Origin of the sequence: Caballeronia novacaledonica, from assembly GCF_900258035.1 — a bacterium.
Lineage (GTDB): Bacteria > Pseudomonadota > Gammaproteobacteria > Burkholderiales > Burkholderiaceae > Caballeronia > Caballeronia novacaledonica.
Genome location: NZ_OGTP01000011.1, coordinates 36456 through 54522, shown reverse-complemented (window position 1 = coordinate 54522; position 18067 = coordinate 36456). Strand labels below are relative to the sequence as shown.

The window sequence follows — 18067 nt, the reverse complement described above, 5'->3', positions numbered from 1 at the left end:
TCCGGGACGGCGAAGCTCGGGCGGCGCTCATACGGGCGGCTCGTCGCCGCGCATCGAATGTCAAGCATCACCAAGTCTTCTCTTGCTTCCGCCGGTCAAACCCTGCGCGGCGTGGTTCACGCGCGGCGCACGCGGCGCATCTTCATCGGCTTGCTGATCGCGATACTCGTGATCGGCGCGCTCGGGTTTTTCGTCGCGCCGCCGGTCATCCGGCATATCGCGGAGCGGCAACTCGCGGCGCAGCTCGACCGCCCGGTCAGCATCAGGCGCATCTCGCTCAATCCGTACACGCTCGATTTCGAAGCCGATGGCGTGCACATCGGCGAATCGCCCGCGAATCTCGCGAAGACGCCGGGCGCTTCCCCCGATTTCGTCGATGTGTCGCGGCTCGTCGTGCGCACGTCGTGGGCGTCGGTGTTCAGACTCGCGCCGGTCGTCAACGAACTGAAAATCGATTCGCCGCGCATCAACGTCGTGCGCTTCGACGGCGAGCATTTCAATTTCTCCGATCTGATCGCGAAGTTCTCGAAGCCGTCGTCGCCGCCTTCGGACAAGCCCGCGCGCTTCTCGGTCTCGAACATCCGCCTCGAAAACGGCCAGATCACCTTCGATGACAGGTTGCTGAAGGCCAAGCACGTGATCGACCGCTTCGCGCTCGGCATTCCGTTCGTCGCGACCTTGCCGTCCGCGACCGATATCTTCGTGACGCCGCTGTTACAGGCGCGCATCGACGGCTCGCCGCTCGTCGTGAAAGGGCGCACGAAGCCGTTCGCGCAGTCGCGCGAATCCGAGATCGCGCTCACGCTCGACGGCCTCGACGTGCCGCAGATGGCGTCTTACGCGCCGTCCTCGGTGCCTGTCGCGGTGAAGAGCGGCAAGCTTTCGACGGATCTCAACGTGAACTTCGCGATCTCGGGCGACACGCCGACGATCCGCATCGAAGGCACCGCCGATCTCGCCGATCTCGCGGTCACCGACAAGGCGAACGCGCCGCTCGTCGCGGCTCGCGCGCTGCACGTGAAGATCGCGAACGCGGAGCCGTTGCGCGGTATCTATCACCTCGACGAAGTCACGCTCGCCAATCCCGAGGTGCATCTCGCGCGCGATTCGGCGGGGCAGTTGAACGTGCAGAAGCTGGCCGGTCCCGCGCCGAAGGCGTCGGCGGAAGAGACGCGGAAAGAGGCGAAGGAAGCGCCGCCGCTCGATCTGGCGATCCGCCACGTGGCGATCACCGACGGCAAGATCGCGCTCGACGACCAGTTGCTTAAAGCGCGCGTGCAGGGCGCGCTGACCGGCCTCGCCGTGACGCTCGACGATTTCTCGACACTCGGAAAGACGCCCGCGAAGTACACGCTCAAGACTGCATTCGACAAGGGCGGCGCGCTCGATGCATCGGGCAACGTGTCCCTCGTCGCGAAGACGGCGGACGCGAAGCTGGCGTTGAGCGCGTTGGCGCTGCCGCCGCTGCAGCCGTACCTCGCGAACCTGATGGCCGCGCAGGTCACGAGCGGCACGCTCGGCGCGAATCTGCCGGTCTCGGTCGACTGGAGCAAGCCGGATGGCGGCGTGCAGGTCGGCGCGGGCGACGTGAAGCTCGAAGCGCTCACGCTCACGCCGAATGCGGGCGGCGGCGCGCCGGTCAAGCTCGCGTCGGCGGTGGCGAAGATCGGCAAGGTCGATTTATCCGCGCGCAACGCGGCGCTCGACAGCGTGCAACTGAACGGTCTCGCGCTCGATGCGACGCGCCACAAGGACGGCAACATCGATCTCGCCGCGCTCGCGGGTCCGCACGAAGCCGCGCCCGAGCAGACCGCGACGCACAAGATTCAGAAGGCGCAGGCGGCCGGCCCGGCGTGGCGCTATCGGATCGGGGAGATTTCGCTCGCCGATGCGTCGGCGAATATCACCGACGAATCCACGGCGCGGCCGGTCAAGCTGAGCGTCGCGCCGCTCGCGGTGAACGTGAAGCAGTTCAGCGACGATCTGACGAAGCCGCTCGCCGTCGATGGCAAGCTCACGTTGAACGGCAAGGGCGCGCTCGCGATCGGCGGCAATGTCACGGTCACGCCGCTCAAGCTCGCGCTGCACGTGAAGGGCGATCAGGTCGATGCCTCCGCGTTCGAGCCGTATTTCGGGGACAAGCTCAACATCGAAGTGACGAGCGCGTTTCTGAACGCGAACGGCGATGTCGCGATGTCCGGCAGCGGCAAGACGCTCGCGGCGTCGTACAAGGGCGATGTGTCGCTGTCGGACGTGCGCATGCTCGACAAGGCGACGTCCGACCGTTTCGCCGGCTGGAAGCTGCTCGGCCTGACGAACGTGAAGGTGAACTACGGCGAGCGCGGCACGGATGTCGAGGCGGCGCGCGTGACCTTCGCGAAGTTCTACGGCCGCGTGCTGCTCGACGCGCAGGGCAAGCTGAACCTGAAGAGCGTGGTGGCGGGCGAGGGCGGACCGCAATCGGTGACGCGCGGCAGCGCGAAGGCGGAAGGCGCGTCCGCGCCGCCGGCGGCGAGCGCGCCCACGACGGTGCCCGTGAAAACCGCCTCGAATTCGGGGCCGCCGGTCAATATGCGCTTCGGCCAGCTCGTGTTGCAGGACGGCCGCGTGACTTACACCGACAACTTCATCAAGCCGAACTACACCGCGAATCTCGTCGCGATCAACGGCACGATCGGCGCGTTCGGCACGCATTCGACGACGCCCGCGCCCGTCGATGTAGCGGCGAAACTGGCGGCGAACGGGCCGGTGTCGATCAAGGGGCAAATCAATCCGCTGATCGACAAGCCCGCGCTGGATCTGACGGCGAGCGCGCACGGCGTCGAGCTGACGAACCTCACGCCGTATTCGTCGAAGTATGCGGGCTATCCGATCACGAAGGGCAAGCTCAACGTCGACCTTCACTACATGCTGGCCGACAACAAGCTCACGGCGAACAACCACTTGTTCATCGATCAACTGACGTTCGGCGATCACGTCGACAATTCGACGGCGACGAAGCTGCCGGTGCGGCTCGCGGTGTCGCTGCTGAAGAACTCGCGCGGCGAGATCGACGTGAACATCCCGATTTCCGGGTCGCTGGACAATCCGGAGTTTTCGATCGGCGGGCTCGTGTGGCAGGCGATCGTGAATCTCGTGCAGAAAGCGGTGACCGCGCCGTTCACGCTGCTCGCGCACGCGTTCGGCGGCGGCAGCGGCGAGGATCTCAATTACATCGAATTCGATGCGGGCTCGGCCACGCTGAACGATGCCGCGCAGAAGAAGCTCGACACGATTGCGAAGGCGCTCGTGGACAAGCCGTCGGTGCGGATGGATGTGACGGGCCGCGTCGATCCGAAGACCGACGAGCCGGCGTTGCGCGCCGCGTGGCTCGACGGCCAGGTCAAGCGCGCGAAGGTGCGCGACATGTCGGACAACGGCGCGAACGTGGACTGGAACGCGATCAAGATATCGGATGCCGACTACGACAAATATCTGACGAAGGTGTACAAGTCGGCGGATTTCAAGAAGCCGACGAACTTCATCGGCATGACGAAGAGCGTGCCCGATGGCGACATGAAAACGGCGCTGACGAAGAACGCTCCGGTGGATGAAGGATCGCTGCGCGATCTGGCGCAACGCCGCGCGCAGGCGGTGCAGGAGTACTTCGACGGGAAGATCGACAGCAGCCGGATATTCGTCGTCGCACCGAAGATGAGCGCCGACGACATCAAGGACAAGGGCGCGGGCTCGCGCGTGGAACTGGGCTTGAAGTGAGCGTTGGCCAAACGGACGATCTGTATGAACAAAGGAATGCAAACTAATATCGGCGACACCGGGAACGAGGAAGAGAACGGGAGTCAGCCGATGGGAACGCCTTATGAGAAGGACGTGGTGGCGTGGGCCGAAGAACAGGCCGCGCTGCTGCGTGCGGGGAAACTTGCGTCCATCGATATCGAGCATATTGCTGAGGAAATCGAGGACGTGGGGAAAACTGAATCACGCGAACTACGAAGCAGATTGGCGGTGCTGCTCGCGCATCTGCTCAAATGGCAATTTCAGCCGGAACGGCGCAGCAGGAGTTGGACGAGTACGATTCGCACGCAGCGAAGGGAAGCGCTGTTCGTGTTGAAAGAAGCGCCGAGTTTGAGGCGACGGTTCGACGATATCCAGTGGCTCGATCTGGTCTGGTCGAAAGCGCGAACGCAAGCCGAGGCGGAGACGGGCATCGACTTCGACACGTTTCCGGAGGTTTGTCCCTGGCCGGTGTCAGCCGTGCTCGAGGACGGTTTTTTGCCCGGGTAGCAGCCAACGCGCGAGCCGCCGCCTCGCCCCTCAATGCGCCCCCGAAGCCGCCCCGCCGCCACCTCCCTTCGCCACCTTCGTAACCCAGATCAGCGGAATGATCAGAATGAAGATCACCGCCGAGATCAGAAAGATATCGTTCAAGCCCATCATCGCGGCTTGCGAGTTGACGGTGAAATTGAACATGCCGCGCGCTTGCGCCTCGCTGACATCGAGTGTCGATTGCGACAGCCCGAGCGACTGCAAAAACGCCGGGTTATAGATATTCGCCTGCTCCGTGAGCCGCTCGTGATGTAGCGCGATGCGGTTATCCCACGCGTTGCCCGCGAGCGACGTGCCCACCGCGCCGCAAAACACCCGCGCGAAATTCGACAGCCCCGCCGCCGCCGGAATCTTCGACGGCGGCAAGCCCGACAGCACGATCGCCGTGAGGGGCACGAAGAACATCGCCATCGGGATGCCTTGCAGGAGCGTCGGCAGCACGAGATGCCACGTGTCGATCTCGATCACGTACTTCGAGCGCAGCCAGAACACGAACGCGAAGCCGACGAACGCCGCCGTCGCGATGATGCGCGCGTCGCTGCGCGGCAAAACCTTGCCCATCACCGGCGCGAGGATCACGGCGAAGATGCCGAGCGGCGCGGTGACGAGCCCCGCATCGACGGACCGGTAGTTCAGATACTGCTGCATCCATTGCGGCAGCAGGACGAGATTGCCGAAGAACACGCCATACGCGACGGAAATCGCCACCGTCCCGCCGAAGAAATTGCGCCCCGCGAACAGCCGCAGATCGACGACGGGATTCGAGTCAGTCAACTCCCACACGACGAAGAACGCGAACGCGATGACCGCGACGATCCCCAGCACGACGATCAGCGGCGACGAGAACCAGTCGAGGTCGCGTCCCTTGTCGAGCATGATCTGCAGCGACGCGACCCACGAAACGAGCAGCAGCAGACCGATCACGTCGATCGGCGCCTTGCGTGTCGGCGATTCGCGCTCGCGATAGATGATCCACGTGACCGCCGCCGCGAAAATGCCGACCGGAATATTGATGTAGAAGATCCACGACCACGAATAGCTGTCCGTGATCCAGCCGCCGAGCGCGGGACCGGCGATCGGGCCGACGGTCGCGGTCATCGCCCAGAGCGAAAGCGCCATCGACGATTTCTCTTTCGGATACGAGCCGAGCAAAATCGCCTGCGACAGCGGAATCAGCGGCCCGGCGACCGCGCCCTGCAACACACGCGCGAACAGCAGCACCGGCAGATTCGGCGCGAGGCCGCACATCCACGAGGACAGCACGAACATCAGAATCGCGCCGACGAAAAGGCGTATCTGCCCGAGCCGCTGCGTGAGCCAGCCCGTCAGCGGAATGGAGACGGCGTTCGACGCCGCGAACACGGTGATGACCCACGTGCCCTCGTTGACGGACACGCCGAGATTGCCGGAGATCGTCGGGATCGCGACGTTGGCGATCGACGAATCCAGCACGTTCATGAAGGTCGCGAGCGCCACCGCGAAGGTGGCGAGCACGAGTTGGCCGCCCTGGAGCGGCGGGGGCGGTGCGGCGGCGGGACTGGACGTCGTCGGCGTGCTCATGCGGCTCCCATGCTCGAGGCCGCGAACTCGCGATACGCGCGCCGCGGCCGAAGAAGGTCAAGCCGCCAGTGTGCCTGTGCTCAAAAAAAGCTGCTGAGCCCGCCGCGTCACTTCGCCGAAATGTCGATGTTGCCCAGATACTTCTTCGCGTATTTGTCGATGGTCCCGTCCGCCTTGACCTTCTCGATCGCCGCGTTGAGCTTCGTCTTCAGCGCATCGTCGCCCTTGCGCACGCCGTAAGCGATGCCGCTGCCGAGAATCTTGTCGTCGCGAACCGGCGCGCCGACGAACGCGAAGCCTTCGCCGTCCGGCTTCGACAGGAAGCCGGTCTGTCCCGCCGGCGCGAGCACGAGCGTGGCATCGAGACGGCCGGACTTCAGATCCGCATACACCTGGTTCTGATCCTGATACGGCACGACCTTCACGCCTTCGTTCTCCCAGTGCGCCTTCGCGAACGTCTCCTGAATCGAGCCTTGCAGCACGCCCACGCTCTTGCCCTTCAGCGATGCCGATGTCGGCTCCAGGCCGCTGCCTTTTTTCGCGATCAGTTGCGTCGGCACGCGATACACGACCGTCGTGAAGTCGATCGCCTGGCGACGCTGGTCGGTGGCGTTCATCGCGGAGTTGATCGCGTCGAACTTGCGGCCTTGCAGCGCGGGAATCAGGCCGTCGAACGACGTCTCGACCCACTTGCACTGCATCTTCGCGGCGGCGCAGACCGCATTGCCGACGTCGATGTCGAGCCCTTGCAATTCGCCCGTCGACGATTTCGATTCGAACGGCGGATATTGCGCCTCCAGTCCGAAGCGCAGCGTATCGGCGGCGAGCGCCGCGCCGCTTGCGAACGTGCACGCGAAGAACAAGGCGCTGGCGATGTGTTTGAGTTTCATCGTGTTGGTCTCCAGAGAAATCGTCAGATCGATGCGAGGCGGCGCGCGCCTTCGATGAGCGTGTCGTCGTCCTTCGCGAACGAAAGACGGATCAGGTGGTTGTCGGTGCCGTCGGTGTAGAACGCGGACAGCGGAATCGTCGCGACGCGCGCCTCGCGGATCAGGCTCAGCACGAAGTCGCTGTCGGATTCGTTCGAGATCGCGTCATACCGCGCCAGCATGAAGAAACTGCCCGCGCTCGGCAACAGTTCGAAGCGCGAGTCCTTTAGCGCTTCGGCGAGCAGATCGCGCTTGTGCTGATAGAACGGCCCGAGATTCAGATAACTCGATTCGTCCGCGAGCGCTTCGGCGAACGCCATCTGCATGGGCATATCGGCGGAAAAGGTCATGAACTGGTGAATCTTGCGGATCTCGGCCGTCAGCGCGGCGGGCGCGAGACAGTAGCCGACGCGCCAGCCCGTCACGTGATACGACTTGCCGAACGACGACACGATCACGCTGCGCTCCGCCAGCTCGGGATAGCGCGCCATGCCGTGATGCGGCGCGCCGTCGAACACGACGTGCTCGTAGACTTCATCCGACAGCACGATGATCTTCGTGTCGCGCGTGAGCGCGGTGAGCCGTTCGATGTCGGCGGACGTGAACGCGCTGCCCGTCGGATTGTGCGGCGTGTTGACGAGGATCATGCGCGTCTTCGGCGTGATCGCGGCGGCGACTTCGTCCCAGTCGATGTGGAAATTCTCCGGCGAGAGCTTGATCGCGACGGGCTTCGCGCCCTGCAACTGCACGATCGGCGCGTAGCTGTCGAACGAAGGCTCGAAGTAGATCACCTCGTCGCCGGGATGCACGAGCGCGCTGATCGTCGCGTACAGACCTTCGCTCGCGCTTGCGACCACGGTGATTTCCGTGCCCGGATCGTACTGCGCGCCGTACAGCTTGTGCGTCTTCACGGCGATCGCCTCGCGCAGCGCGAGCACGCCGGACATCGGCGAATATTGGTTATGTCCTGCCCGCATGGCTCGCTCGACGCCTTCGATCAGCCTCGGATCGCACGCGAAGTTCGGCGCGCCCTGCGACAGGTTGAGCGCGTGATGCTCCTCGGCCAACTGGCCGATGACGGTGAAAATGGTCGTGCCGACGTTCGGCAGCTTCGACTCGGGAATGCAGGCGCTGTGCACGGCAAGTGTCTCCGGTATTACGGTTCGGCGATGACTGCCGTCGATTCAACCGCGGCAATAAAGCGCGGACAATCGAAACTTTGTCATACTAGCCATGCTTGCAGATCATGGCTACATGCCAAAAACCCGATGAAACCCCTTCCGTCGCTCGATGTGCTCAAGACCTTTCTGGTCGTCGCCCAAAAACTGAATTTCACGCGCGCGGCCGAGGTGCTGAACGTGACGCAGGGCGCGGTCAGCCGCCAGATCGCCGGACTGGAGGCGCATCTCGGCTATGCGCTCTTCACGCGGCAGGCGCGCGGGCTCGCGTTGACGCAGCACGGCGCGCTGCTCGTCGCGCCGCTGCAACAGGCGTTCGCCCATATCGACGATGCGCTCGCGAAAGGCGGCGCGCAATCCGGCATTCTGCGCGTGAAGTGTCCGACCTGCGCGATGCGCTGGGTGCTGCCGCGCGTCATCCGCCTGCAGAACGAGCGGCCGGAACTGGTGGTGGAAGTCACGGCGTCGGTGTCGCACGGCGTCGAGTTCGGCGCGGAGCCGTTCGACGCGGCCATCGTCTTCGGCGCTGCGCCGTCGCTCAAGGGCGTCACCGTGCATCATCTGTTCGATGAAGTGCTGACGCCGGTCTGCGCGCCCGAATTGTGGAAGCCGAAGCAGCGCGCCGCGCCCGCGCCCGACGATCTCGCGGGCGAGACGCTCCTGCATCCCACGCGCGACCGCCGCGACTGGCTCCGTTGGCTCGCCGCGTATGGCTACACGGGCCTGCCGTCGACGAAAGCGCAGCATTTCGACACGCTCGATCTGGCGATGTCCTCGGCGATGCAGGGTCTGGGCGTGACGATCGGCGATGTCTCGCTGATCGAGGAAGACTTGCGCGCGAAGCGCGTGATCGCGCCGTTCTCGCTGTGCGTGACGAGCGGCGCGGCGTATTACCTCGCGTATCCGGAGCGGCCCGCGCCGTCGCCCGCCTTGCGGCAATTCGCGCAATGGCTGGGCGACGAGGCGGCGCGCACGCGCGAGCGGCTCGCGGCCCGCGCGCCCGCCGCGCAGGCCTGAAGCGTCACATGCCGTGCTTGGTGACGACCGACGCCCACTGTCCGTTCTTCACCTGATACAGCGTCGACGACGCGTTCTTCAGCGCGCCGTTGCTGTCGAAAGCGATCGGTCCGGTGATGCCTTCGAACTTGTTCGTCTTGAGCACGGGCCGGTACACATTCGGATCGATGGAATTGGCCTTCTGCATCGCGTTGATCGCGGCCCACGCGGCGTCGTAGCCGAACGGCGCATACGAAAGAATCGCGACGCCGAAACGCTTCTGGAACTTGTCGCTGAACGCCTTGCCTTCAGGCAGCTTGTCGAGCGGGCTGCCGTATTCCCACGCCTGCGCGCCCTCGGCGGCATCGCCCGCGAGCTTGAGGAAATCGGCGTCCATCACGCCGCCGCCGCCCACGAATTGCGCGTTCATGCCGAGCTGCTTCATCCGCTTGACGACCGCCGCCGCCTGCCGGTCGAGGCCGCCGAAGAAAATCAGATCCGCGTTCGTCGCCTTGATGCGCGTGAGCTGCGCGCTGAAGTCGACGGTCTGATTGTCGCTGTACTCGCGCGTGACGATGGTGCCGCCTTTCGCCTTCACCGCCTTCTCGAACTCGTCGGCTTCGCCCTGACCGAAGGCCGTGCGGTCGTCGATGATCGCGATGCGCTTCGCCTTCGTCGTCGTGACCGCATAGACGCCGGCGTTGCCCGCGTTCTGCGCGTCGCTCGAAATCACCGTGAACATGTTCTCCAGGCCGCGCGTCGTGATGGTCGGATTGGTCGCGGCGGGATCGATCGTCGGGATGCCGGCGCTGTTGTAGATTGGCGAGGCGGGCAGCGTCGTGCCCGAATTGAAGTGTCCGACGACGACCACCACGCCGTCATCGACGAGCTTCTGCGCCGCCTGCACGCCGACGCGCGGATCGGCCTGATCGTCTTCCGCGCGAATCTCGAACTTCGCCGTCTTGCCGCCGATCGTGATCTTTTTCGCGTTGGCTTCGTCGAGCGCGAGTTGCACGCCGTTCTGGAGGTCTTTACCGTAACCCGCGTTCGCGCCCGTCAGCGGCGCGGCGAAACCCACTTTCACCGGCAGTTCGTCGGCGGCGCTCGCGGCGAAGGGCGCAGCGGCGAAGCTGGCCGTGGCGCACGCCACGAGCCATGCCAAAGGTCTGGTACGGAAGCGCATGGTTTTCCTCTCCTTTTTGATTTGGCAATCGAATGGAACACGAACCGGTTCAGTGCCGGCAAGACGGGCTTTTCTGCTTCAGCCACTTCGCGCACGGCCGGCACCGGCAGCGGACATGCGCAATGTAGAAAACCAATTTGGCCGCGTCTTGGTGTTTAGTCGCGCGTCAAATGCGGATTTCGGCACAGCGCCGATGCGCCCCGATCGCACGCCGGGAGAGGCTCGGCGCGTTTCGCCCCCGCGCCGCGCACGACGATTCCCGTCCACCCCGGAGCCGTGACTGCTGCCTCGATCGGCAATCCGCCGCTTGACAAAGTGTATATGCACTCATATCCTGTTCGGCATGACTTCCAGCTCTTCTCCTCTCGACTGCAACTGTTTCGCGATTCGTCAGGCGGCGCGTTACGTGTCGCAGATGTACGAGCGGCATATCAACGCGGCCGGCATCACGGCGGCGCAGTTCACGATCATCGCGTCGATCGGGCGCAGGCCCGGCGTGCAGATGGCCGAACTCGCCGACGCAATGGTCATGGACCGCACCACGCTCGTACGCGCGCTCAAGCCCTTGCAGCGCGACGGCCTCGTCGAAGCCACGCAGGAATCGGCCAGTTCGCGCGCGGTCGGGTTGCGGCTGACGGCGGCCGGCAAGGACACGCTCGCGAAGGCGTCGGCGCAATGGCGCGCGGCGCAGGCGGAATTCGAAGCGAAGTTCGGCGAAAAGCGCGCGAAGGCATTGCGCCAGTCGCTCTTCGAACTGACGACGATGGAGTGAGTGACATCGAGCAGGCTCGCCGCGCGCGAGCCTTTTTTCGTATCGTTTTAGTGTATATGCACAGTTAGACGGAGCGCAGCATGCAGATCAAAGGAAAGGTGGTTCTCGTCACCGGCGCCAATCGCGGCCTCGGCAAGCAATTCGCGAAGTCGCTGCTCGAAGCGGGCGCGTCGAAGGTGTACGCCGCCGCTCGCGATCCGAAGAGCGTCGATATTCCCGGCGTCGAAGCGATCCGCCTCGACGTGACCAACGCCGCCGATACCGCGGAAGCGGCCGCGACCTATACCGACGTGCAGGTGATCGTCAACAACGCGGGCGTGTCGACGCTCGGCCTGCTCACCGATCCGGCGTCGACGCAAGGCATCCGCGATCTGCTCGAAATCAACACGTTCGGCCCGATCGCGCTCACGCAGGCGTTCGCGCCCGCGCTGAGGCAGAACGGCGGCGGCGCGGTCGTCAACGTTCTTTCGGTGCTGAGCTGGGCCTCGTTGCCGGCGGGCGGCGCGTATCACATTTCGAAGGCGGCGGCGTGGGCGGCCACGAACGCCCTGCGCGCGGAACTGCGCGAGCAGGGCACGCTCGTGGTGGCGGCGCATCCCGGTTTTATCGATACCGACATGACGGCGCACGTCACCGCGCCGAAGTCGACGACGCAGCACGTGGTGAACGAAGTGCTCGCCGCGCTGGAGAAGAACCAGGAAGAAGTGCTCGTCGATGAAACCGGCCGCGCCGTCAAGCAGTCGCTTTCCACCGACAAGCCGCTCTATCTGACCGGCGTTTCACGCTAAGCGAGGCATCGACATGTTTGTGCAAGACATCGTTTTGTGTCATCCGGTGCGCACGGCGATCGGCGCGTTCAACGGTGCGCTGAAGGACACGCCCGCCGTCGATCTCGGCGCGGCGGCGATCGCGGAAACGCTGCGGCGCGCGGGCGGCGCGCTCGATCCGGCGTCGATCGATTCGGTCGTGTTCGGCAACGTGATCCAGGCGGGCAATCGCATGAATCCGGCGCGGCAGGCGTCGGTCGGCGGCGGCGTGCCGGTTTCCGTGCCGGCGCTGACCGTCAATCGCGTGTGCGGTTCGGGCGCGCAAGCCATCGCGACGGCCGCGACCGACATCGCGGCGGGCGTCGCGAAGCTCGCGATCGCGGGCGGCATGGAGAACATGGACCGCGCGCCCTATCTGCTCGACGGCGGGCGGCGCGGTTATCGCATGGGCAACGCGCAGATCTACGACAGCATGCTGCGCGACGGGCTCGTCGATGCCTTCTCCGGCGAGCATTCCGGCTGGCACACCGAAGACCTCGTGACGAAGCTCGATATCACGCGTGAAGCGCAGGACCGCTGGGCCGAGCGTTCGCAGCAGTTGTTCGCGGCCGCGCAGAAGGACGGCGCTTTCGATGCGGAAATCGTCGGCATCGACGTGAAGGCGGGCCGCGAAACCGTCACGTTCGCGCGCGACGAGCAGCCGCGTCCCGACACCACGCTCGCGACGCTCGCGAAGCTGCGCCCGGCGTTTCGTCCCGACGGCGCGATCACGGCGGGCAATGCGCCGGGGCTGAACAGCGGCGCATCGGCGACGATCGTGACGAGCCGCAAGGAAGCCGAGGCGCGCGGCATCGAGCCGTTCGTGCGGCTCGCGGCGTTCGGCGTGGCGGCGGTCGAACCGGGGATGTTCGGGCTCGGCCCGGTGCCCGCGGTGCAACAGGCGTTGCAGCGCGCGGGATGGACGCTCGGCGACGTGGAGCGCTTCGAGATCAACGAAGCCTTCGCGGCAGTGCCGATCGCCGTGGCGCGGACGCTCGGCGTGCCGGAAGACATCGTCAACGTGGAAGGCGGCGCGATCGCGCACGGTCATCCGATCGGCGCGACCGGCGCGGTGCTCACGACGCGTCTCGCCCACGCGATGCGCCGCGACGGCGTGAAGCGCGCCATCGTCACGCTGTGCATCGGCGGCGGACAGGGCATCGCGCTCGCGCTGGAGGCGATCGCTTAAGCCTTTCCTTTACGCTGCATCTCGTCGAATCCCGCCGCGGCCTGCTGCACGTCCGGCGGGAAGTCGTCCATTTCCATGACCTGCCGCACTTCGATCATCTCGGTGTCCGATCCGGGACAACGCTTCGCCCATTCGATCGCTTCCTCGCGCGACTTCACCTGAAGCATCCAGTAGCCGCCGAGCACTTCCTTCGCTTCGGCGAACGGCCCGTCGGTGACGCGCGCTTTGCCGCCTTCGAACGTGACGCGCGCGCCCATCGACGGCGGATGCAGCCCGTCGAGCGCGAGCAGCACGCCGGCCTTCTGCAATTCCTCGTTGTACTTCATCATCGCGGCGACGGCGTCCGCGCTCGGCATCGTGCCCGGTTGCGCGCTTTCGTAGCCGCGCGGGATCATCAGCATCATGAATCGCATGTGGATTGCTCCTTGAAAAGAGTGTATTGGTGTCGGGCGTCTTCGGCCCGCTCGCACAATACGACGAGCAACATCGCATGAGAACGACATATGCGCGTGAAATTCTGTCCTAAGCGTTTGTCCCTAGCCGATTGCTGTTGCCATCGCGCTCGTCCGATCAAATAATGTAATCCATTACATCTCGATCGCCGCGAGCGACGGAGCGATGTCAGATACGGTTCGTCCACGCGAGGAAGTATCGATTGCCGATGTCGCCGAGCGCGCGGGCGTGTCGGTTGCCACCGTTTCGCGTGTGCTCAACGGGCACACGAATGTCCGCGAGGCCACGCGCGACAGAGTCCTCGAAGCGGTCGCGGCGAGCGGCTATCGCATCAACGAGCTTGCGCGCAATCTGCGCACGGCGGAAAGCCGCCTGCTGCTCACCATGGTCCCCGACTTCGGCAACCCGTTCTATGCGGCGATCGTGCGCGGCATCGACAGCGTCGCGCGCCAGAACGGCTACTTCATGCTGTTGTGCGACACCGGCGCCGACCCGCTGCGCGAGCGAAGCTATTTCGATCTCCTGCGCGGACGCCGCGCCGACGGCGCGATCTGCCTCGATCCCGCCGCCGTGCAGAAGGCGCTCGCCGAAGAAGCGTCGGCGCTGCCGTGGGTCGCGTGCTGCGAGTTCGATCCGGCGGCGGGCGTGCCGTACGTCGGCATCGACAATCATCTCGCGGCGGGCGACGTCGTGCGCTATCTGACGGCGAAGGGGCATCGGCGCATCGCGCTCATCAACTCCGGGCAGGGCTATCTTTACGGGCGTCAGCGGCTCGCCGGCTATCGCGATGCGCTGAGGGACGCGGGCATCGAGCCGCGCGCCGAGTGGCTGATCGAACTCGACAGTCTCGATTACGACGCAGGCGAACGCGCGGCCGCGCAACTCGCCGCACTCGGCGATGCGCGGCCGACCGCCGCCTTCGCCGTTTCCGACACCCTCGCCATCGGCGTGATGAACGGCTTTCGCGGCGCGGGCTTCGCGGTGCCGGACGATGTCGCGGTCGTCGGCTTCGACGACATCGCCGTGGCCGCGCATGTCGATCCGCCCTTGACCACCGTTTCGCAGCCGATGCAACTGCTGGGCGAAACCGCCGCCGATCTCCTGCTCAAGCGCCTGCGCGATCCGCGCGCGGAGGTGCCGGGCGTGCTGCTGCCGCATCGGCTGATTCGCCGAAGGAGCGCGTGACGATGAGCCTCGCCGTGCGCTTTCAGGGCATCGAAAAACAGTTCGGACCGGTGCGCGTGCTGCACGGCGTCACCTTCGATATCGCGCCGGGGCGCATCGTCGGATTTCTCGGCGAAAACGGGGCGGGCAAGTCCACGCTGATGAAGATTCTCGCGGGCTACGAGCGCCCGAATGCGGGCGAGCTTTTCATCGACGAACGCGCGCGCAGCTTCGCGAGTTCGCGCGACGCCGAGCACGCGGGCATCGTGCTGATTCACCAGGAACTGAATCTCGCGGATCACTTGAGCATCACGCAGAACATGTTCCTCGGGCATGAGCTGAAGAAAGGCTTGTTCCTCGATGAAGCCGCGATGCGCGACGACGCCCGCGCGGCGCTGAGCGAAGTCGGCCTGCACAAGAATCCGGATACGAAGGTGCGCGACCTGATCGTCGCGGAGAAGCAACTGGTCGAGATCGCGAAGGCGATGCTGCGCGAGGCGCGGCTGCTCATCATGGACGAGCCGACCGCGACGCTGACGCCCTCGGAGACACAGCGTCTTTTCGGGCTGATGGCGCGTCTGAAGGATGCGGGCACGACCATCGTCTATATCTCGCACAAGCTCGACGAAGTGGAGCGCGTGACCGACGAAGTGATCGTGATGCGCGATGGCCGTTTCGTCGCGCGCGCGCCGACCGACGAACTCACGCGCCAGCAGATGGCGAACCTGATGGTCGGCCGCGAAGTCTCCGACATGTTTCCCGACAAGCCTCCATTGGCCGCCGGGGCGCCGGTCGCATTCGAGGTCGAAGGCGCTTCGGTGCCCGGCTGGGCCAGCGGCATCGGCTTTTCGGTGCGCAAGGGCGAAGTGTTCGGCTTCGCGGGACTCGTCGGCGCGGGACGCACGGAGTTGTTCGAGGCGCTCGTCGGCTTGCGGCCGCTGAGCGCGGGACGCGTCATGATAGACGGAGCAACCGTCAGGCTGAAAAGCCCGCGCGAGGCGATGCAGCAAGGCCTCACGTACCTGAGCGAGGACCGCAAGGGACGCGGACTGCACGTCGACATGGCGCTGAAGGACAACCTGACGATGATGACGCTGGAGCGCTATGCGCGCCCGCTCATCGACCTGCACGCCGAACGCGATGCGTTGAAAAAAGCGGTGAACGATTTCGGCATTCGCACGGGCAACACGTCGATTCGCGCGCGCATGCTCTCGGGCGGCAATCAGCAGAAGCTCGCGCTCGCGAAGTTCCTGAATCCCGATCCGCGCGTGATCGTGCTCGACGAACCGACGCGCGGCGTCGATGTCGGCGCGAAACGCGACATCTATTTCCTGATTCATCGCCTCGCCGCCGAGGGCCGCGCGGTGATCGTGATTTCGTCCGAGCTGATCGAGTTGATCGGCTTGTGTCATCGCGTCGCGGTCATGCGCGCGGGCGAGCTCGTCGCGACGCTCGGCATGGATCTTTTGACCGAAGAGAGGTTGATCGCGCATGCGACCGGCACACACTGAAGACACCGAAAGCGAGAGCCGCCTCTCCGCCGCCGCACGCTTTCTGTTCGGCGTCGGGCCGCTGATCGGGCTGATCGCGCTGTGCATCGGCGGCACGCTGCTCAACGGCGACTTCGCCACGCTCGACAACGCGATGAACGTGCTCACGCGCACGTCGTTCATCGGCATCATCGCGGTGGGCATGACGTTCGTGATCATCTCGGGCGGCATCGATCTGTCGGTCGGCTCGATGGCCGCGCTGATCGCGGGCAGCATGATCTACATGATGAACGCGCTCATGCAGGGCTTTCATGGACATGCGGTGCCGCCGCTTCTGATCATCGCGCTGGGCGTCGTGCTCGCGCTCGTGCTCGGCGCGCTGTTCGGCTTCGCGCATGGCGTGCTCGTGACGAAGGGGCGCATCGAGCCGTTCATCGTCACGCTGGGCACGCTCGGCATCTTTCGCGCGCTGCTCACGTGGCTCGCGGACGGCGGCGCGCTCACGCTCGACAACTCGCTCGTCGATCTCTACGGGCCGGTCTATTACGCGAGTCTGTTCGGCGTGCCGGTGCCGATCTGGATATTTCTGATCGTCGCGGCGGGCGGCGCGCTCGTGCTCAATCGCACGGTGTACGGACGGCACGTTCAGGCGATCGGTTCGAACGAGCAGGTCGCGCGATATGCGGCCATTCGCGTGGATCGCGTGAAGATCGTCACTTATGTGCTGCTCGGGCTGTGCGTCGCCGTCGCGACGATTCTGTACGTGCCGCGCTTGGGCTCCGCCACGCCGACCACGGGCCTGCTGTGGGAGCTCGAAGCGATCGCGTCCGTCGTGGTCGGCGGCACCGCGCTCAAAGGTGGCGAAGGGCGTGTGATCGGCACGGTCATCGGCGCGATTCTGCTTTCGGTCATCAACAACATCCTGAATCTCACGAGCATCATCAGCGTGTATCTGAACGCGGCGGTGCAGGGCGCCGTGATCATCCTCGTAGCGTTTTTGCAGCGCGGTCGTCGTTAGCCGGAACATCCACAAGACAAGGAGACATCGTCATGAAGAACATGCTTCGCGCGCTCGGCGCGCTCACGCTCGCGGCGAGTGCGTTCGCCGCCGTATCGCCGTCCGCTCATGCCGACGAAAAGGTCGTGCTCGGCGTTGCGATTCCGACAGCGGATCACGGCTTCACGGGCGGCATCGTGTGGTGGGCCAACGAGGCGAAGAAGGAACTGGAGAAGGCGCATCCGGACCTGAAGGTGATCGTGAAAACGGCCGGCACCGCGCCCGAGCAGGCCAACCAGTTGCAGGATCTCGTGACGGTCAACAAGATCAACGCGCTCGTGATCTTCCCGCAGGAATCGGCGTCGCTCACGCAGCCTGTCGCGCAAGTGCACAAGAAAGGCGTGTATGTGACGGTGGTCGATCGCGGTCTCACCGACACCAGCGCGCAAGATGCCTACGTGGCCGGCGACAACACCGCGTTCGGCAAGATTCCCGCCGAGTATCTCGCGAAGGCGCTGAACGGCAAGGGCGACATCGTCGCGCTGCGCGGCATTCCGACGACGCTCGACAACGAACGCTGGACCGCGTTCGAAGGCGTGATAAAGCAGCATCCCGACATGAAGATTCTCGACGCGAAGTATGCGAACTGGAATCGCGACGACGCCTTCAAGGTGATGCAGGACTATCTCACGCGTTTCAAGCATATCGACGCCGTCTGGGCCGCCGACGACGACATGATGGTCGGCGTGCTGAAGGCGATCGATCAGGCGAAGCGCACGGACGTGAAGATCGTTTTCGGTGGCGCGGGATCGAAGGAAGCCGTGAAGCGCATCATGGATGGCGACAAGCGCGTGCCGGCCGACGTGTCGTACTCGCCGAAATTCATCTACGACGCGATCAAGCTGACCGCCGAAGCGCGCCTCAAGGGCGACAAGCTGCCGCCGACGACGATCATCCCGTCGGTGCTCATCACGAAGGACAACGCCAAGCAGTTCTATTTCCCGAACTCGCCGTTCTGATGTGC

General features: G+C 64.9%; 15 protein-coding genes. 10 read left to right on the top strand and 5 right to left on the bottom strand.

Annotated elements, in window-relative coordinates:
- Nucleotides 1-57 precede the first annotated feature (57 nt).
- Together NOV72_RS17135 and NOV72_RS17130 are read left to right on the top strand one after the other, a co-directional pair.
- Nucleotides 58-3756, top strand: a complete 3699-nt coding sequence (locus NOV72_RS17135) for a DUF748 domain-containing protein (protein WP_106855796.1) — start codon at nucleotides 58-60, stop codon at nucleotides 3754-3756.
- Nucleotides 3757-3846: 90 nt separating this feature from the next.
- On the top strand, nucleotides 3847-4284 hold the full coding sequence (locus NOV72_RS17130; protein WP_181291088.1) for a DUF29 domain-containing protein: 438 nt from the start codon (nucleotides 3847-3849) through the stop codon (nucleotides 4282-4284).
- A 30-nt stretch (nucleotides 4285-4314) separates the two neighbouring features.
- Here NOV72_RS17130 and NOV72_RS17125 read toward each other — a convergent pair whose 3' ends face one another.
- The 3 genes from NOV72_RS17125 to NOV72_RS17115 all read right to left on the bottom strand — a co-directional run bounded on the left by NOV72_RS17125 (nucleotide 4315) and on the right by NOV72_RS17115 (nucleotide 7954).
- Complete coding sequence (locus tag NOV72_RS17125) at nucleotides 4315-5886, bottom strand: DHA2 family efflux MFS transporter permease subunit (protein ID WP_106855794.1); 1572 nt, start codon at nucleotides 5884-5886, stop codon at nucleotides 4315-4317.
- Between the two features lie 107 nt (nucleotides 5887-5993).
- Nucleotides 5994-6776, bottom strand: coding sequence for an ABC transporter substrate-binding protein (locus tag NOV72_RS17120; protein ID WP_106855793.1), 783 nt, complete (start codon nucleotides 6774-6776; stop codon nucleotides 5994-5996).
- A gap of 23 nt (nucleotides 6777-6799) precedes the next feature.
- Entirely contained in the window at nucleotides 6800-7954 is a 1155-nt protein-coding gene (locus NOV72_RS17115; protein WP_106855792.1) for a methionine aminotransferase, read from the bottom strand.
- 129 nt (nucleotides 7955-8083) lie between these two features.
- On the opposite strand from NOV72_RS17115, the gene NOV72_RS17110 reads away from it, so the two are divergent.
- Nucleotides 8084-9010, top strand: a complete 927-nt coding sequence (locus tag NOV72_RS17110) for a LysR substrate-binding domain-containing protein (protein ID WP_106855791.1) — start codon at nucleotides 8084-8086, stop codon at nucleotides 9008-9010.
- Between the two features lie 4 nt (nucleotides 9011-9014).
- On the opposite strand, the gene NOV72_RS17105 is transcribed toward NOV72_RS17110, so the two are convergent.
- Nucleotides 9015-10172: a branched-chain amino acid ABC transporter substrate-binding protein gene (locus NOV72_RS17105; protein ID WP_106855790.1), complete on the bottom strand. Its 1158-nt coding sequence runs from the start codon at nucleotides 10170-10172 to the stop codon at nucleotides 9015-9017.
- A 343-nt stretch (nucleotides 10173-10515) separates the two neighbouring features.
- Between NOV72_RS17105 and NOV72_RS17100 the strand changes: the two genes are divergently transcribed.
- The 3 genes from NOV72_RS17100 to NOV72_RS17090 all read left to right on the top strand — a co-directional run bounded on the left by NOV72_RS17100 (nucleotide 10516) and on the right by NOV72_RS17090 (nucleotide 12939).
- The gene (locus NOV72_RS17100) at nucleotides 10516-10944 is read left to right on the top strand and encodes a MarR family winged helix-turn-helix transcriptional regulator (RefSeq protein WP_106855789.1); all 429 of its coding nucleotides are present in this window, start codon (nucleotides 10516-10518) and stop codon (nucleotides 10942-10944) included.
- Between the two features lie 80 nt (nucleotides 10945-11024).
- Nucleotides 11025-11732, top strand: coding sequence for an SDR family oxidoreductase (locus NOV72_RS17095; RefSeq protein ID WP_106855788.1), 708 nt, complete (start codon nucleotides 11025-11027; stop codon nucleotides 11730-11732).
- 13 nt (nucleotides 11733-11745) lie between these two features.
- Nucleotides 11746-12939 carry a thiolase family protein gene (locus NOV72_RS17090; RefSeq protein ID WP_106855787.1) on the top strand — a complete coding sequence of 398 codons (1194 nt, stop codon included), beginning with the start codon at nucleotides 11746-11748 and terminating at the stop codon, nucleotides 12937-12939.
- Here NOV72_RS17090 and NOV72_RS17085 read toward each other — a convergent pair.
- Complete coding sequence (locus tag NOV72_RS17085; protein ID WP_106855786.1) at nucleotides 12936-13352, bottom strand: YciI family protein; 417 nt, start codon at nucleotides 13350-13352, stop codon at nucleotides 12936-12938. The two genes, NOV72_RS17090 and NOV72_RS17085, sit on opposite strands and share 4 nt — an antisense overlap.
- Before the next feature lie 205 nt (nucleotides 13353-13557).
- On the opposite strand from NOV72_RS17085, the gene NOV72_RS17080 reads away from it, so the two are divergent.
- Genes NOV72_RS17080 through NOV72_RS17065 form a run of 4 tightly spaced genes read left to right on the top strand, consistent with a single transcriptional unit; the run spans nucleotide 13558 to nucleotide 18062 of the window.
- Complete coding sequence (locus tag NOV72_RS17080) at nucleotides 13558-14577, top strand: LacI family DNA-binding transcriptional regulator (RefSeq protein ID WP_106855785.1); 1020 nt, start codon at nucleotides 13558-13560, stop codon at nucleotides 14575-14577.
- Nucleotides 14578-14579: 2 nt separating this feature from the next.
- The gene (locus NOV72_RS17075) at nucleotides 14580-16067 is read left to right on the top strand and encodes a sugar ABC transporter ATP-binding protein (RefSeq protein WP_106855784.1); all 1488 of its coding nucleotides are present in this window, start codon (nucleotides 14580-14582) and stop codon (nucleotides 16065-16067) included.
- Nucleotides 16048-17064, top strand: coding sequence for an ABC transporter permease (locus NOV72_RS17070; RefSeq protein ID WP_106855783.1), 1017 nt, complete (start codon nucleotides 16048-16050; stop codon nucleotides 17062-17064). Before NOV72_RS17075 ends, NOV72_RS17070 begins: the two co-directional genes overlap by 20 nt.
- 32 nt (nucleotides 17065-17096) lie before the next feature.
- The gene (locus tag NOV72_RS17065) at nucleotides 17097-18062 is read left to right on the top strand and encodes a substrate-binding domain-containing protein (protein WP_106855782.1); all 966 of its coding nucleotides are present in this window, start codon (nucleotides 17097-17099) and stop codon (nucleotides 18060-18062) included.
- Nucleotides 18063-18067: the final 5 nt, after the last annotated feature.

What these genes read in the sequence shown, in the direction of transcription:
- NOV72_RS17135 (WP_106855796.1), top strand. Translation starts at nt 58, where the DNA reads ATGTCAAGCATCACCAAGTCTTCTCTTGCTTCCGCCGGTCAAACCCTG.
- NOV72_RS17130 (WP_181291088.1), top strand. Translation starts at nt 3,847, where the DNA reads ATGGGAACGCCTTATGAGAAGGACGTGGTGGCGTGGGCCGAAGAACAG.
- NOV72_RS17125 (WP_106855794.1), bottom strand. Translation starts at nt 5,886, where the DNA reads ATGAGCACGCCGACGACGTCCAGTCCCGCCGCCGCACCGCCCCCGCCG.
- NOV72_RS17120 (WP_106855793.1), bottom strand. Translation starts at nt 6,776, where the DNA reads ATGAAACTCAAACACATCGCCAGCGCCTTGTTCTTCGCGTGCACGTTC.
- NOV72_RS17110 (WP_106855791.1), top strand. Translation starts at nt 8,084, where the DNA reads ATGAAACCCCTTCCGTCGCTCGATGTGCTCAAGACCTTTCTGGTCGTC.
- NOV72_RS17105 (WP_106855790.1), bottom strand. Translation starts at nt 10,172, where the DNA reads ATGCGCTTCCGTACCAGACCTTTGGCATGGCTCGTGGCGTGCGCCACG.
- NOV72_RS17100 (WP_106855789.1), top strand. Translation starts at nt 10,516, where the DNA reads ATGACTTCCAGCTCTTCTCCTCTCGACTGCAACTGTTTCGCGATTCGT.
- NOV72_RS17095 (WP_106855788.1), top strand. Translation starts at nt 11,025, where the DNA reads ATGCAGATCAAAGGAAAGGTGGTTCTCGTCACCGGCGCCAATCGCGGC.
- NOV72_RS17090 (WP_106855787.1), top strand. Translation starts at nt 11,746, where the DNA reads ATGTTTGTGCAAGACATCGTTTTGTGTCATCCGGTGCGCACGGCGATC.
- NOV72_RS17085 (WP_106855786.1), bottom strand. Translation starts at nt 13,352, where the DNA reads ATGCGATTCATGATGCTGATGATCCCGCGCGGCTACGAAAGCGCGCAA.
- NOV72_RS17080 (WP_106855785.1), top strand. Translation starts at nt 13,558, where the DNA reads ATGTCAGATACGGTTCGTCCACGCGAGGAAGTATCGATTGCCGATGTC.
- NOV72_RS17075 (WP_106855784.1), top strand. Translation starts at nt 14,580, where the DNA reads ATGAGCCTCGCCGTGCGCTTTCAGGGCATCGAAAAACAGTTCGGACCG.
- NOV72_RS17070 (WP_106855783.1), top strand. Translation starts at nt 16,048, where the DNA reads ATGCGACCGGCACACACTGAAGACACCGAAAGCGAGAGCCGCCTCTCC.
- NOV72_RS17065 (WP_106855782.1), top strand. Translation starts at nt 17,097, where the DNA reads ATGAAGAACATGCTTCGCGCGCTCGGCGCGCTCACGCTCGCGGCGAGT.